The organism is Acinetobacter sp. A1 (genome assembly GCF_012371315.1).
Lineage (GTDB): Bacteria > Pseudomonadota > Gammaproteobacteria > Pseudomonadales > Moraxellaceae > Acinetobacter.
Genome location: NZ_JAAZQY010000050.1, coordinates 1 through 13,030 on the forward strand (window position 1 = coordinate 1; position 13,030 = coordinate 13,030).

17 protein-coding genes and 3 tRNA genes are annotated in these 13,030 nt (G+C 38.8%); 13 read left to right on the forward strand and 7 right to left on the reverse strand.

The genetic code is table 11. From position 1 onward, the window contains the following. Positions 1-146: 146 nt before the first annotated feature. Complete coding sequence (locus HHA41_RS12300; RefSeq protein WP_131261337.1) at positions 147-521, forward strand: GFA family protein; 375 nt, start codon at positions 147-149, stop codon at positions 519-521. Positions 522-582: 61 nt separating this feature from the next. Further along, positions 583-945 carry a hypothetical protein gene (locus tag HHA41_RS12305; RefSeq protein ID WP_168419408.1) on the forward strand — a complete coding sequence of 121 codons (363 nt, stop codon included), beginning with the start codon at positions 583-585 and terminating at the stop codon, positions 943-945. Between the two features lie 227 nt (positions 946-1,172). On the opposite strand, the gene HHA41_RS12310 is transcribed toward HHA41_RS12305, so the two are convergent. Then, positions 1,173-1,619 (reverse strand): GatB/YqeY domain-containing protein, encoded by a 447-nt coding sequence (locus HHA41_RS12310; protein WP_168419409.1) that lies wholly within the window; start codon positions 1,617-1,619, stop codon positions 1,173-1,175. Between the two features lie 31 nt (positions 1,620-1,650). Then, positions 1,651-1,866 carry a 30S ribosomal protein S21 gene (gene rpsU, locus HHA41_RS12315; RefSeq protein WP_001136722.1) on the reverse strand — a complete coding sequence of 72 codons (216 nt, stop codon included), beginning with the start codon at positions 1,864-1,866 and terminating at the stop codon, positions 1,651-1,653. Positions 1,867-2,012: 146 nt separating this feature from the next. Between rpsU and tsaD the strand changes: the two genes are divergently transcribed. Further along, positions 2,013-3,029, forward strand: a complete 1,017-nt coding sequence (gene tsaD / locus HHA41_RS12320) for a tRNA (adenosine(37)-N6)-threonylcarbamoyltransferase complex transferase subunit TsaD (RefSeq protein WP_168419410.1) — start codon at positions 2,013-2,015, stop codon at positions 3,027-3,029. Between the two features lie 83 nt (positions 3,030-3,112). On the opposite strand, the gene HHA41_RS12325 is transcribed toward tsaD, so the two are convergent. Then, positions 3,113-3,370, reverse strand: coding sequence for an EexN family lipoprotein (locus tag HHA41_RS12325; protein ID WP_168419411.1), 258 nt, complete (start codon positions 3,368-3,370; stop codon positions 3,113-3,115). A gap of 323 nt (positions 3,371-3,693) precedes the next feature. Between HHA41_RS12325 and HHA41_RS12330 the strand changes: the two genes are divergently transcribed. Continuing rightward, entirely contained in the window at positions 3,694-4,011 is a 318-nt protein-coding gene (locus HHA41_RS12330; RefSeq protein ID WP_168419412.1) for a hypothetical protein, read from the forward strand. Positions 4,012-4,067: 56 nt separating this feature from the next. On the opposite strand, the gene HHA41_RS12335 is transcribed toward HHA41_RS12330, so the two are convergent. After that, the gene (locus HHA41_RS12335) at positions 4,068-4,940 is read right to left on the reverse strand and encodes an ATP-binding protein (RefSeq protein WP_168461913.1); all 873 of its coding nucleotides are present in this window, start codon (positions 4,938-4,940) and stop codon (positions 4,068-4,070) included. A 184-nt stretch (positions 4,941-5,124) separates the two neighbouring features. Between HHA41_RS12335 and HHA41_RS12340 the strand changes: the two genes are divergently transcribed. The 5 genes from HHA41_RS12340 (at position 5,125) to HHA41_RS12360 (ending at position 7,857) form a co-directional block, all read left to right on the forward strand. Continuing rightward, complete coding sequence (locus HHA41_RS12340) at positions 5,125-6,639, forward strand: DUF3336 domain-containing protein (RefSeq protein ID WP_168461915.1); 1,515 nt, start codon at positions 5,125-5,127, stop codon at positions 6,637-6,639. Next, positions 6,596-7,429: a protein kinase gene (locus tag HHA41_RS12345; protein ID WP_168461916.1), complete on the forward strand. Its 834-nt coding sequence runs from the start codon at positions 6,596-6,598 to the stop codon at positions 7,427-7,429. Before HHA41_RS12340 ends, HHA41_RS12345 begins: the two co-directional genes overlap by 44 nt. A 117-nt stretch (positions 7,430-7,546) precedes the next feature. Further along, positions 7,547-7,631 (forward strand) — tRNA-Leu (locus HHA41_RS12350). Positions 7,632-7,664: 33 nt separating this feature from the next. Beyond that, positions 7,665-7,738 (forward strand) — tRNA-Trp (locus HHA41_RS12355). Positions 7,739-7,772: 34 nt separating this feature from the next. Continuing rightward, positions 7,773-7,857, forward strand: a tRNA-Leu gene (locus HHA41_RS12360). 199 nt (positions 7,858-8,056) lie between these two features. Here the strand turns inward: HHA41_RS12360 and HHA41_RS12365 are convergent. Then, positions 8,057-8,260, reverse strand: a complete 204-nt coding sequence (locus tag HHA41_RS12365) for a hypothetical protein (protein ID WP_004971452.1) — start codon at positions 8,258-8,260, stop codon at positions 8,057-8,059. A gap of 437 nt (positions 8,261-8,697) precedes the next feature. On the opposite strand from HHA41_RS12365, the gene HHA41_RS12370 reads away from it, so the two are divergent. Further along, positions 8,698-8,970, forward strand: a complete 273-nt coding sequence (locus tag HHA41_RS12370) for a hypothetical protein (RefSeq protein WP_168419416.1) — start codon at positions 8,698-8,700, stop codon at positions 8,968-8,970. Between the two features lie 47 nt (positions 8,971-9,017). Here the strand turns inward: HHA41_RS12370 and gloB are convergent, their stop codons facing one another. Beyond that, positions 9,018-9,749, reverse strand: a complete 732-nt coding sequence (gloB, locus tag HHA41_RS12375; protein ID WP_168461917.1) for a hydroxyacylglutathione hydrolase — start codon at positions 9,747-9,749, stop codon at positions 9,018-9,020. 196 nt (positions 9,750-9,945) lie between these two features. Then, entirely contained in the window at positions 9,946-11,181 is a 1,236-nt protein-coding gene (locus HHA41_RS12380; RefSeq protein WP_168419418.1) for a pyridoxal phosphate-dependent aminotransferase, read from the reverse strand. A gap of 153 nt (positions 11,182-11,334) precedes the next feature. Here HHA41_RS12380 and msrB point away from each other — a divergent pair, with 153 nt between their 5' ends. The 3 genes from msrB to HHA41_RS12395 all read left to right on the forward strand — a co-directional run bounded on the left by msrB (position 11,335) and on the right by HHA41_RS12395 (position 12,981). Then, a complete protein-coding gene (gene msrB, locus HHA41_RS12385) occupies positions 11,335-11,754 on the forward strand; it encodes a peptide-methionine (R)-S-oxide reductase MsrB (protein WP_168461919.1) in 420 nt (139 codons plus the stop codon). Further along, positions 11,751-12,230, forward strand: coding sequence for a glutathione peroxidase (locus HHA41_RS12390; RefSeq protein WP_168419419.1), 480 nt, complete (start codon positions 11,751-11,753; stop codon positions 12,228-12,230). The genes msrB and HHA41_RS12390 overlap by 4 nt, the downstream gene beginning before the upstream one ends. 478 nt (positions 12,231-12,708) lie before the next feature. After that, positions 12,709-12,981 carry a hypothetical protein gene (locus HHA41_RS12395; RefSeq protein WP_168461918.1) on the forward strand — a complete coding sequence of 91 codons (273 nt, stop codon included), beginning with the start codon at positions 12,709-12,711 and terminating at the stop codon, positions 12,979-12,981. Positions 12,982-13,030 lie beyond the last annotated feature (49 nt).

Below are 13,030 nucleotides of genomic sequence, written 5' to 3' on the forward strand. Positions count from 1 at the left end.
GTTACACGCTTGGCAACAAGACATTAACAGAGTGCGAATTAGTCCTTGACTATGTTTGACTACATTTTAAGGAACAGAACGACAGTTAAAAATATAACTTTAAAGGTATAAGTTGAACCAATAACAATAAATACAAGGAGTTTAAAATGATTGAGGGACAATGTTTATGCGGTGCGGTGTATTATCGTTACCATGCCGAAATTGAAAAAACAGTATTGTGCTTTTGCCAGCATTGTCGTCGTGCACAAGGGGGTATTTTAGGTTGGAATAGCCCAGTTTCTCGTGAAAAATTTGAAGTGGTTCGTGGCTTAAAATATCTGAAAGAATATTTTCATAGTCCCAATAAGGCGCGAGTATTTTGTCAGGAATGTGGGAGTCCAATTTATTCCTATCGACTTGATTTACCCGATATTATTCGCTTGCGTTTAGGGACTGTGACGCAAGGTCAAATCCCTGAACCTTCTGAGCAGGTTTTCACACAATACAAACCAAACTTTCTGACAATTGCATCGTGTGAGTAGTACTTGACGGAGCATACAGTGCTAGAATAAAACCGAAATTGCGTGATGTTGTTGAATGAAAATGAAAAAATATATTTATTTATGCCTAACTTTGGGGATGTTATTACCGACGGTCTATGCTGCGAGTGCGGAGCAATATGTGATGGCAGTTGAAGAAATTAATGCACAATATAAGCAAGATACCCGACAATTTTTACGTGGCTTAAATCCACAGCAGCAAGGTTTTAGTGCACAGCAGCAACAGCAGTTTTGTGGTATTGTGAGCCGTTATGTAGATCGTTTATATCAGGCAGCCGATGAAAATCGTGCTTATTTAGACCGTCGTTATCAAAATATTAATAAACAGGACGTCATTCAGCAGGTGAGTTCATCTAAAGAAATGCAGTTACTTAATAAATATCAGGTAAAGTGTGATTTAAAATGAGCTGTTTTGGAGGTGAGTGCAAAAGCATTTCAACCTTCAATATAAACTTTATCCAGTCAATGATAGAGATAGATAAACAAAAAGATCAAACAATGTGGGATGGGAATATATAGCATATTCACTATGCAATTTAAAGATCAGCTCAGAGAACCTGAGAGACAGAATGTTTCAGCATAACTATACTAATTCAAGTTCATCAATATTTTGAAAAATATGATTTTGGTCATTTAGCTTAATTTGGCTTTAACTTTTGCAGATACTTGCGCAGGATCGGCGCGCCCGGCTATGAGCGGACGCAGAGAGTTCATCACCTTACCCATATCTTTCATGCTAGTAGCTTGTTGCGCTTCAATTGTTTGCGCAATCATGGAATCAAGTTCTTCCTCAGTCATAGCTTCTGGTAGAAATTGAGATAAAACCTCAATTTCGGCTTGTTCCTTACTAGCTAAATCTTCTCGGCCAGCGCCTTCAAAGGCTTTAACCGATTCTTTACGTTGTTTAATTTGTTTCTCAATGACCGCAAGAACCTGAGTATCGTCAAGCTCTTTGCGCTCATCAACTTCAATTTGCTTAATTGCCGCCTGTAGACTACGAATTACCGTTAACTTATCCATTTCTTTCGCGCGCATAGTCGCTTTTAAAACGTCAGTGATTTGGTTTTTTAAAGTCGTCATTATTTAATCCAGACAGGCAATCACAAATTAATTAGTAAAGGCGAGTAGTACGTACTGATTCACGCGCCAATTTCTTTTGGTAGCGTTTAACAGCAGCAGCTTTTTTGCGCTTACGTTCTTGAGTTGGTTTTTCGTAGAATTCACGCTTACGTACGTCAGCTAAAACACCTGCTTTTTCGCAAGAACGTTTGAAACGACGGATAGCTACGTCTACTGGTTCGCCTTCTTTCAATTTAACTTGTGGCATGAAGAATCCTCATTAAGTTATGGATAAGACCTGGGCGAAATTGCCCACGATCACAAGTGAAGGTCAGTATTTTACTCATTTACATCTCATATCACAAGTCTATAATAGGTTTCGCAATAGAATTGATACAGGTTATAGGCAATTTAATGATCGTTTTAGGCTTAGAAACATCTTGTGATGAAACAGGACTCGCCCTGTATGACAGTGAGTTAGGTTTACGTGGACAAGTGCTGTACAGCCAAATTAAATTGCATGCAGAATATGGCGGAGTGGTACCTGAACTGGCTTCACGTGACCATGTGCGTAAACTTATTCCATTAATGAATCAATTGCTTGAGCAAAGTCAGGTCAAAAAATCTGAAATTGATGCAGTGGCTTATACTCGTGGACCTGGCTTGATGGGGGCACTCATGACAGGCGCATTATTTGGGCGCACTTTGGCATTTGCCTTAAATAAACCTGCAATTGGTGTGCATCACATGGAAGGGCACATGCTTGCGCCATTGTTGTCTGCCACACCACCAGAATTTCCTTTTGTAGCGTTATTGGTTTCGGGTGGTCATACTCAGCTCATGGCCGCCTATGGTATTGGGCAATATGAACTGTTAGGCGAGTCGATTGATGATGCTGCGGGCGAAGCCTTTGACAAAGTCGCAAAAATGATGGGCTTGCCGTATCCAGGCGGGCCAAATATTGCCAAACTGGCGGAACAAGGTAATCCATTGGCATTTGAGTTTCCACGGCCAATGTTGCACCAAGGTTTGGAGTTTTCATTTAGTGGTTTAAAAACTGCAGTTTCAGTGCAAATGAAAAAACTAGGTGATGAAAACCGTGATGCGGATATTGCAGCTAGTTTTCAGGAAGCTGTGGTGGATACGCTAGTCAAAAAATCAGTGAAAGCCTTAAAACAAACACGTTTAAAACGCTTAGTGATTGCAGGTGGAGTAAGTGCAAATACGCGTTTACGTGAGCGTTTAGAAGCAGATTTAGCGAAGATTCGTGCTGCAGTATATTACGCAGAGCCAGCATTATGCACCGATAATGGTGCGATGATTGCTTTTGCAGGTTATCAGCGTTTAAAGGCAGGACAGCAAGATGGTTTGTCTGTGACGACCACACCACGTTGGCCAATGACAGAATTGACCAATCCGACCGCAGGTTAAGTATTTAGTTGAAAAAAACAGAGGCCAAGATTAAGCCTCTGTTTTTTTATACTGCAATTGAAGTTCTGCTCAATAACGAAGATTTAGCGAACTGCATCCATTAAGCCTTTGGTTAAGTCCTGCATCATGCCATTCATAACAGCCATACCTGCATTGTTGCAGTTTTCCAACTTCTTGCCTTCTAGTGCTTTGCCTTTGTTGGCTTCGGCTTCACATTTTTGTAAAACCTTTTTTGCCTCATCTAGGTTTTCTGCATAATATTCCTGCGTTTTCACTTGGGTACATCCTGCAAGGGTGGTGATTAAAGCTACCGTCAGCAACATATTTTTGAAATTAAACATTATTTTATAACCGTTGTTTGTTCTAAAGAGACTTCATCTTAAGTGATAAGTTTGCTAAAAAATAACCAAATTGACTAAAGTTGACCATTTTAAGTCAAGCTAAACAATTGTAATTTATTGTTTATTATCTTCAGGTTGTGCCAATTATTTAAATCTAAGCATATAAGTTTCAGAGCTTTTTGTGCTCTTATCTTGCAAATTTTTAAAAATAAAGCAAATAACTGACAGCAGTGCTAAATTCTGTGAATCCTGTCCAATTGTGGTGTTTTAAATTATAAATTATGATTTTAAGTCTATGTTTAATAAAAAATTAATGAGATAAAATGCGATTTAAAAATACATTTTGCATCACTTGTGTGATGGGGGTAATGTTATTAACCGCTTGTGAACAGGCGGAGTCTATTCATCAAAATACCTCATCGGTGAGTCATTCAAATTTAGAAATGTCATCCAACAATGATGGTTATTCACCTTCAAGTCATACAGCCATCACCTATGATTCAGGTGCATTTTCCGATATTGCTGTAACTGCCCCAGAAGAAGTTTATGTGGGTGAACAAACTGTAGAAGCCATGCAAGCGCATGGCGAAGAGTTTTATGCAGAAACTTTGGCACGTATTGCTGCTGAACAAGGTCAATAACGGTGGGTTTTAATTCAAGGGTTACTGCCTAAAGAAATGCAGCAACCCATAAATTTTTACATAGATTTTAGTTGCTGTGAACCAATCCAGTGTTTAGAAAATTGATAAGCGGCACGACCTGAACGCTGTCCACGTGCCTGACACCATCTTAATGCTTCTGCACGTACTTCGGCGGTCATTGGCATTGCTGCTTTTTGTAAATAGTGTTCTACAATTTCCAAATACAGATTTTGATCCATTGGATAAAAGGACAACCACATACCGAAACGGTCAGATAGCGAAATTTTTTCCTCAATCGCTTCTTGTGGATGCAATTCGGTATATTGCGGTACATCAACACGGGTGACAGGTGTATTTTCGTGCATAAATTCAGGTAAAAGATGGCGGCGGTTACTGGTCGCATAAATAATAAAATTACTTGAACCTGATTGTAATGAACCATCTAAAACACTTTTTAAACTACGATAATTTTCATCTTCTGCGTTAAAGGCTAAATCATCACAATAGACAATAAATTTTTCTGGACGATGCTGAATGATTTTCTGAATTTCAGGAAGTTCAGATAAGTCATCACGTTCAATTTCAATTAAGCGTAAGCCTTGGTCGGCATACTTGGTGAGCAGGGCACGTACAATAGAAGATTTACCAGTCCCGCGCGAACCTGTCAGCAAGACATCATTGGCAGGTAAGCCATTTAAAAACTGCAAAGTATTTTGAATGACTTTTTCTTTTTGTTTTTCAATGCCTTTTAGGTCATCCAATTCCATTTTTCGTGGTTGCTGTATGGCAATTAACTGCTGGTTTTGCCATTTAAAAGCAATTGCTGAAAAATCAGGCTCTAGTTTTAAAGCGGGTAAGCTTTGCTGTAGTTGTTGGAGTACATGCGAAAGTGATATTAAGATGTTGTCGGGTAAATCTAGGTTTGCCATGATAGTTCAGCTTTATAATTGCAGAGCGAAAAGTACAGTTTAAGACTAGCGCAATTGACCTAGGTTTGCCAATTGCGGTACTTACTTAGTCATTGACGCATGTTATTATTTTTAAGATATTGTTGTGTATAGTAGGCATCGGCAAGCGTAGTGCTGCGAATAAACCAACGGATTGAGGGACGCTATGTTATTTAAAGATTTCACCGAAGAGGTTAATCCGCACCAAGCCTATCGTATAAAAAAATTAAAGCGCGAAATTTTAAATGCAGAATCCTATGAAGAGTGGAAAAGTATTGCCATAAAAATAGATGAAGAATCTGGCGCGCAAGAATGGAAATATGACAATAGTTCGCCATATTTTGATGCAGAAATCATTTCGCATCGATTAAATCTTTTACGCCGTTACCGCACGACAGAACGTAGTAGTGACCTGATTTATATTTTACGTGAAGGCTTAACCTTCGATATTGCCAATATTGCCCATCCTATGTTGTTTACTGCCACTTATGTTGGTACCAAAAAAATCATTGAAGATTATGTAGAAGAAGTCAGTAAAAGTTTGGCCTTTGTGGCTTCAGAAGCGTGTCAAACTTTAACCCGTGCTGAAAAAATTGCCTTTTTTGAGCAGTGTCAAACTGCGTACGGTCAGCCTGCCTTAATGTTTTCGGGTGGTGCGACTTTAGGTCTGTTTCATACGGGTGTGTGTAAGGCTTTGCTTGAGCAGGACTTAATGCCCAAAGTGCTGTCTGGTTCAAGTGCAGGCGCTATCATGACGGCAATGCTGGGTATTGCGAAACCTGAAGATGTAAAACAAATTTTAGGTGGAGAATCTTTTTTCCACGAAGCATTCCAATTTAGGCAAATGCGTGAAATTCTGAAAGGGAATGGCGGTATTGCCAATGTGCATTATTTAAAAAAATTCTTGATTAAAAACTTAGGGGATACCACCTTTGAAGAAGCTTTTCAGAATTCAGGTTTACATATAAATGTGGCCGTGGCGCCATATGATGCTTCACAAGACCCGCGCATTATGAATAGTTTTACTGCACCGGATTTATTGGTGTGGAGTGCGGTGCTTGCATCTTGTGCCGTGCCCATTTTATTTCCACCAGTGCGATTAACCAATAAGCGTTATGATGGCGAACACACCCCTTATATGGGTAAAACCCGTTGGGTAGACGGTAGTGTACGCAGCGATTTCCCGCAGGAAAAAATGGCGCGTTTATATAATATTAATTACACCATTGCCAGTCAGGTGAACCCGCATGTGGTTCCTTTCATGCAAGATGATATCAAGCGCTATCGTAAAGATATGCTAAGTTGGCCAGAACGTATTATCCGCCGACAGGGGAAAGTGATTAGCCGTGGTGTGATGGACTTTGTTCGCGAGCGTGCAGGAGCTGTGCCACCTGTACGCCGTTTGTTAGATCATGGTTATGGCATTGTCGATCAACGTTATTATGGCGATGTCAATATTGTTGGAAGTTATAACCTGCGTCATTATAGTTATATGCTGCAAAACCCTAAACCGCACTTGTTCAAAATTTTACAGCGTGAAGGTGAGCGGGCAACTTGGCCAAAAATTTCCAGTATTGAAACGCATGCCCGTGTAGGCAAAACTTTGCAACATTGCCTAGAATTATTGCATGCTCAAAATGACACGATTCCAGAGAAACGTACTGGCGCAAGTGTTGTTTAATTTTTTTCAACTTGCCGATATTGCACAGTTTGAATTGTGCAGTAAACCTCAAAGTTTATTGTATGGGCGGCATTTATATCGTTTTGAATATCAAAACCAGTTTTATTGGCTGAAAGCTCAGCAACAGGGGAGTCATCCTACTGTTGCAGAAGGTTTTAGGCGTGAATATCAGTTTTATCAGCTACAGCAACATTCAAAACATGCTTTTTTACTGCCGTGCGTGCTGATGGATCAAGAGCCTATTCATATTCAGCAACAAGAGTATACGCAGGCGTTAATTTTGCCTGAAGCAATGCCTGTATTGCAGATGGATGGTCTACCTAAGTATCTTGATGAAACCAAAGCGATATTATGGCAGGTGCTTGATGCGGTAGAGCAGTTGCATCTTTTGGGTTGGATTCATGCCGATTTGAAAGCTGAACATATCGTACAGTTTGATGGGAAAATCAAACTATTGGACTTCGAACAAGCACGGCATATTACGGATAATCCACAGCAGCGTCTGACCGCAACGCCACGTTATATGGCACCTGAGTTATTTCAGGGGCAGCCTAAAACTAGGCAAAGTGATATTTATGCCTTGGGCATAATTTTTTACGAATGGCTGACACAGCAACGCTTACAAGCCAGTAGTTACCAAGATTGGGCATATTTACATTGTCAAAGATTCAATTTAGATAAAGCTGAGCACATAACTGCCTTTTACCCTTTACTCAAGGCAATGCTTGCTAAGCAATATTCACAACGTTGCGCCAATATTTCAGCGTTAAAATTATGGCTTAGTGGCTGAATATGTTTAAGAAAAAAACAAAAAACAATTTTTTGTTTTTTATTTAAACAGTCATTATGCTTTTTTATAAAAAAGGCTTGTCATGAGGAAGTGATCTCTATAATATACACAGCCATCGGGGACGTGGCGAAATTGGTAGACGCACTGGATTTAGGTTCCAGCGCCGCGAGGTGTGAGAGTTCGAGTCTCTCCGTCCCCACCACTTAAATATCAAGTACACTTGATTTTAGGTTACAGAGGATTGGTGTAATGGTAGCATGACGGTCTCCAAAACCGTTCGTCAAGGTTCGAATCCTTGATCCTCTGCCAAATTAAATCCAACACTAAGTTGGTACCTGATGTTGGGGACGTGGCGAAATTGGTAGACGCACTGGATTTAGGTTCCAGCGCCGCGAGGTGTGAGAGTTCGAGTCTCTCCGTCCCCACCATAAATTAAAGAGCAAGGCATTGACCTTGCTTTTTTATTGCCTTAAATTTTTTGAGTCCATCACAAGGGCAAAAGGGCATATAAGTATAAAAAAAGCCCATAAGCATGTTATGGGCAAGATCATTGAGTGAAATGAGTTGATTAAATCTGTTTAAATTCTAATTTTTGCATCCTATCAAGTTCAACCGTTATTGCTTTAATTAAGCTTTTAAGTGATCTTCAAACTCCTCGCCTAATTTCATGGCCAAAGCGTTACCTGAAAGTTCACAGGTCACCAAACCGTACTCTTTTTGAAAACTAAAAGTAAAACCGTGTCCATCTGCTAAGTTTTTAACTGAATAACCTAACTTTTCTAACCAAATACGAAACGCAATTAAATTTTTTGCTTTCACAACCTTTTTCACGAGAGAACTCCTGTATATCCATTTATTTATTAATAGGGATATTGCGTGAATTTTTAAAGGGCAAAAATGTATTTCTGCAGATATTTTTAGAAAGCTTTGTGTAAAATAAATACGAAGTTCATTGTTTGGAAAGGATTATGAAAAATGATGAATTTTAATTAATTGATATTGAAGTAATTAATTTTTGAGTTGGTGGTTGATACAATACCTAAATTTTTGACCAAGATATGACTTGGAAATATTTTGTTAATTATTTGCATTTATCTTTGTGCTACTCATGTTAGTAATTAACGCTATCCAAAACGATAGGCGTTCTAAAAGTACTAACACGGGCAAAATAAGAAATTAGATTTTATACAGCAAGCCATTGCAGCAGCAGTAAATAAGTGGGGATTTGTTTATACTGGTGCCTGATTGAAATTTTAAATTTGAATAATATGACAGTGCCCAGTATTGAACAGCAAGTGATGAGTATGGTTGAAAATATGCGTGTACAGGGGCAAGAGGCTGTAGCCGTGATGCTCGGTCATGAAGACTGGCTGTTGTTTTCTTCACAATCAAAAGTGGCTTATACGCCTTTTGGCAGTGCACGCCGTTATCAGCCTGCATTGTCAAATTTATTATTAGTACGCGTGGATGAAATGCAGGCCTTACGTGTGGTAACGCAAACCCAGTTGGATGAGTTCGCGGCAAGCCATCAAATTTTATAAGCAATCTGTGTTGTGTAATTGAACATCGAGATGACTTATAAATCCATTTAAAAATTATCTTTCAATTCACGTAATTTTTGAAACTCTTGGACGCTTTCTGCTCTTAAAAATGGATTGGTTTCGAGTTCCAATTCAATACTGCTTGGCAAAGTCGGTTGATTCAACATACGCAAGTTTTCAATATGTTGATAACGCTCCTGAATTGCCAAATTTTCAGGTTCTACATGCATCGCAAATTTTGCATTGGCAAGGGTGTATTCGTGGGTGCAATACACTTGGGTTCGTGGTGGTAAAGCAGCTAAACGATTGAGCGATTGGTACATTTGCTGATGTGTACCTTCAAAAACACGTCCACACCCCATTGCAAATAAGGTGTCGCCGCAAAACAAGACATCTAGATCATCTATAAAATACACAATATGTCCAAGGGTGTGTCCAGGCACGGCAATGACATCTACAGATAAATCATAAAACTGTACTTTATCTTGATGTTGTAAAGGGTGGGTGATAAAAGGAATCTTACTCAGTTCATCGCGTGGGCCATAAACTGGCAAGTTGCGTTCTGCAATGAGTTCAGGTACACCACCAATATGGTCTTGATGCCAATGTGTCAGCCAAATTTGGGCAATCTCTAAGCCATGGCTTTGGCAAAAATCTTCAACAGGTTTGGCATCGGTAGGATCGACTACTACCACTTGTTTACTGTCACAATCTTCAAGCAACCAAATATAATTTTGTGAAGGTTTTTGTGTATCAATAAGATGAACTTGGTAGTGCATGCTCAATTCCTAAAATTTTAATTGCTTGTTGCTATTACAGCATGCTTTCGCTAGGGAGTAAAAGCTTAGCTTTTATGTTGGCAGCATAAGCCATATTTGTTTCATTTGCATTGTGAATCAGGTCGTAATGCTTATTTAAGAACATAAAAAAATGCCGTGATCAACACGGCATTCCTAAACAGTTGTTTCAGCGAACTTAGCGAATTTTTGCCAAGAAACGGCCTAAACGCGTCATGGCTTCACGTAATTCATTTTCTGCAGGTAAGAACACAACACGGAAATGGTCTGGTGTAGGCCAGTTAAAACCTGTACCTTGCACTAACAGTACTTTTTCGGCTTTAAGTAAATCCAACATTAATTTTTCGTCATCTTCAATTGGATAGACGTTTGGATCTAATCTTGGGAAGCAGTACATCGCACCTTCAGGTTTTACACATGACACGCCTGGAATTTCATTTAGCATTTCCCAAGCAATGTTGCGCTGTTCATATAAACGACCACCTGGACGGATCAAGTCATTGATAGATTGATAACCACCCAATGCTGTTTGAATCGCATATTGTGCCTGGTGGTTGGCACACAGACGCATGGAAGCAAGCATGTCCAAGCCTTCAATATAGTCTGCGGCGCGAGATTTATTGCCTGTAATGGCCATCCAGCCTGATCGGAAGCCTGCAATACGATATGATTTAGACAAACCGTTGAATGAAATACAGAGCTGATCACCTGCCAATGCAGCTACAGCAACGTGCTCAATACCGTCATAAATGATTTTGTCGTAAATTTCATCGGCAAATAAAATCAGGTCATATTTTTTAGCCAGTGCAACAATTTGTTCTAAAACATGACGTGGATACACCGCACCTGTAGGGTTATTCGGGTTAATGATGACAATACCACGTGTATTTGGCGTGATTTTGCTTTCCATGTCGGCAATGTCTGGGTACCAGTGGTTTTCTTCATCACATTTATAGTGAATAGCTGTACCACCCGACAAATTCACCGCGGCTGTCCATAATGGATAGTCAGGCATTGGCACCAGCATTTCATCGCCATCGTCCAATAAACCTTGCATCGCCATAACAATCAGTTCAGACACACCATTGCCGATATACACGTCATTCACGTGCATATCAAAAATGCCTTTTTGCTGATAGTACTGACAAATGGCCTTACGCGCAGGAAAAATCCCTTTAGAGTCGGTATAACCAATTGCATTGGGTAAGTTCAATGCAACATCATTAATAATTTCCTGTGGAGCTTCAAAACCGAATGGGGCGGGGTTGCCAATATTCAGTTTAATAATTTTATGACCGGCCTCTTCCATTTCATTGGCCGCTCGTAACACAGGTCCGCGAATGTCGTAGCATACATGCTCGAGTTTTGATGATTTTTTTATTTCGCGTGGAGTCGTGTTACCAAGTACGGACATAGTTCCATCCAATGATTTTAAGATAAACAAAATATAGATTACTGAAATATCACAATCTATGCTGAAATTTAGCTAGATATTTTGCAAGCTCTAGCGTAAATATGGAAGTACTGAAGCATGACACTGAATGTCAAAGATTTAAAGGAGTTAGTGATGGGAAAACTCAATAAAACAGACCGAGAATGGCAAAGAGAGTTATCACCAGAGGAGTTTCGGATTACACGACAAAAAGGGACAGAGCCTGCGTTCATGGGGAAATATTGGAATACTAAACAAGAGGGTGTGTATAGCTGCCGTTGTTGTGGAACAGCGTTATTCTCATCTGAAACAAAATATGACAGTGGCAGTGGTTGGCCTAGTTTCTATCGTCCAATTCAGCCTGGAGTAGTTGAAGAGCACCATGACAGTTCACATGGTATGCAACGTACAGAGATTGTTTGTCATCATTGTGACGCACATTTAGGGCATGTTTTTGACGATGGGCCACAACCGACAGGATTGCGTTATTGCGTCAACTCAGCTTCATTAGAACTTAAAACACAAGAAAAAAATGATGAGGGAAATTATCCATGACTAGCATTTATCAGTTTGAAGCTGAATTATTAGACGGAGAAAATAAAGCTTTTAGTGATTATGAAGGCAAGGTGCTATTGATTGTGAATACAGCCAGCAAATGTGGTTTTACCCCACAATTTGCGGGTTTGGAAAAATTGTATCAACAATATAAAGACCGTGGTCTTGAGGTATTAGGTTTTCCATGCAATCAATTTGGCGGGCAAGACCCTGGCTCCAATGAGCAAATAGGGAGTTTTTGTCAAAAAAACTATGGGGTCAGTTTTCCCATGTTTAGTAAAATTGATGTGAAAGGCCCAGAAGCACATGCAATTTTCCGTTATTTAACCAATAACAGTAAGGGGATTTTAGGCAATGGAATTAAATGGAACTTTACCAAGTTTTTAATTGGCAAAGATGGCAAAGTCTTAAACCGTTTTGCTCCGACAACTAAACCTGAAGATTTGCAGACGGAAATTGAAAAAGCTTTGGGCTAATTAATAATATTAAAAATATGTATTAGATAGAAAGACCTTTCGAGGTCTTTTTTTTATGAGTATTAATAATGTTAATTTGTTGTAATGTTATATTTAAATTATTTATTGTAAAATATTAAAAACAAAGAAATGCCTAAGCATTTTTTTATTGCACTACGGATTAATATTTTACATCAATTGGGCTTTGTTGCATAAATATGTAAGCATCTGATTTAAATAGATTTAATTTTGGATCAAAAATAATCAAAACTTTTAAAATCATATGGTTATGAAATCTTTGTGCAACAAAGCCTATTCAAGATAAAAGTAAAAAAGTTGTAAAGGATGTTAATGTACTAAAGTATATTTTGCCTCAGCGTGAAACCAAAATTAATTTAGGTAATTTTAATCCACAAAGAATTAAAGAATTAAAGATTAATATTGCACCAATTTCAGATCGTCCATCTATGTCTTTTGATGTTCAAGAGATGTAAAGCTGATGTTTAAGAAATCAATATCTGCAATGCTTGCTATTTATCTTTCAAGTTTATATGTTCCGTATACTCATGCAAATGAAAAATTAAATGAACAAGCAGATGAGAGTATTTGGGGCTTGTGGATTAATGGTGTGGATCAGCATAAAGATATTATTTTAACTGTTATGCATAATAATAAATATATTGAATGTGGTTCTCTAAACACCGATATTTTTGATATTTCAAAGTTTAAAAAATTAGATGAGAATGGCTTTGTTGCACAAACCTATCTGTAAAGGCTTTTTCAGCGATATAATTTTCAAATGAAGAAGCCTACACACAAAA

Excerpts from the sequence above, each read along its gene's own strand:
- HHA41_RS12300 (WP_131261337.1), top strand. The coding sequence starts at position 147 with ATGATTGAGGGACAATGTTTATGCGGTGCGGTGTATTATCGTTACCAT.
- HHA41_RS12305 (WP_168419408.1), top strand. The coding sequence starts at position 583 with ATGAAAAAATATATTTATTTATGCCTAACTTTGGGGATGTTATTACCG.
- HHA41_RS12310 (WP_168419409.1), bottom strand. The coding sequence starts at position 1,619 with ATGACGACTTTAAAAAACCAAATCACTGACGTTTTAAAAGCGACTATG.
- rpsU (WP_001136722.1), bottom strand. The coding sequence starts at position 1,866 with ATGCCACAAGTTAAATTGAAAGAAGGCGAACCAGTAGACGTAGCTATC.
- tsaD (WP_168419410.1), top strand. The coding sequence starts at position 2,013 with ATGATCGTTTTAGGCTTAGAAACATCTTGTGATGAAACAGGACTCGCC.
- HHA41_RS12325 (WP_168419411.1), bottom strand. The coding sequence starts at position 3,370 with ATGTTTAATTTCAAAAATATGTTGCTGACGGTAGCTTTAATCACCACC.
- HHA41_RS12330 (WP_168419412.1), top strand. The coding sequence starts at position 3,694 with ATGCGATTTAAAAATACATTTTGCATCACTTGTGTGATGGGGGTAATG.
- HHA41_RS12335 (WP_168461913.1), bottom strand. The coding sequence starts at position 4,940 with ATGGCAAACCTAGATTTACCCGACAACATCTTAATATCACTTTCGCAT.
- HHA41_RS12340 (WP_168461915.1), top strand. The coding sequence starts at position 5,125 with ATGTTATTTAAAGATTTCACCGAAGAGGTTAATCCGCACCAAGCCTAT.
- HHA41_RS12345 (WP_168461916.1), top strand. The coding sequence starts at position 6,596 with ATGACACGATTCCAGAGAAACGTACTGGCGCAAGTGTTGTTTAATTTT.
- HHA41_RS12370 (WP_168419416.1), top strand. The coding sequence starts at position 8,698 with ATGACAGTGCCCAGTATTGAACAGCAAGTGATGAGTATGGTTGAAAAT.
- gloB (WP_168461917.1), bottom strand. The coding sequence starts at position 9,749 with ATGCACTACCAAGTTCATCTTATTGATACACAAAAACCTTCACAAAAT.
- HHA41_RS12380 (WP_168419418.1), bottom strand. The coding sequence starts at position 11,181 with ATGTCCGTACTTGGTAACACGACTCCACGCGAAATAAAAAAATCATCA.
- msrB (WP_168461919.1), top strand. The coding sequence starts at position 11,335 with ATGGGAAAACTCAATAAAACAGACCGAGAATGGCAAAGAGAGTTATCA.
- HHA41_RS12390 (WP_168419419.1), top strand. The coding sequence starts at position 11,751 with ATGACTAGCATTTATCAGTTTGAAGCTGAATTATTAGACGGAGAAAAT.
- HHA41_RS12395 (WP_168461918.1), top strand. The coding sequence starts at position 12,709 with ATGTTTAAGAAATCAATATCTGCAATGCTTGCTATTTATCTTTCAAGT.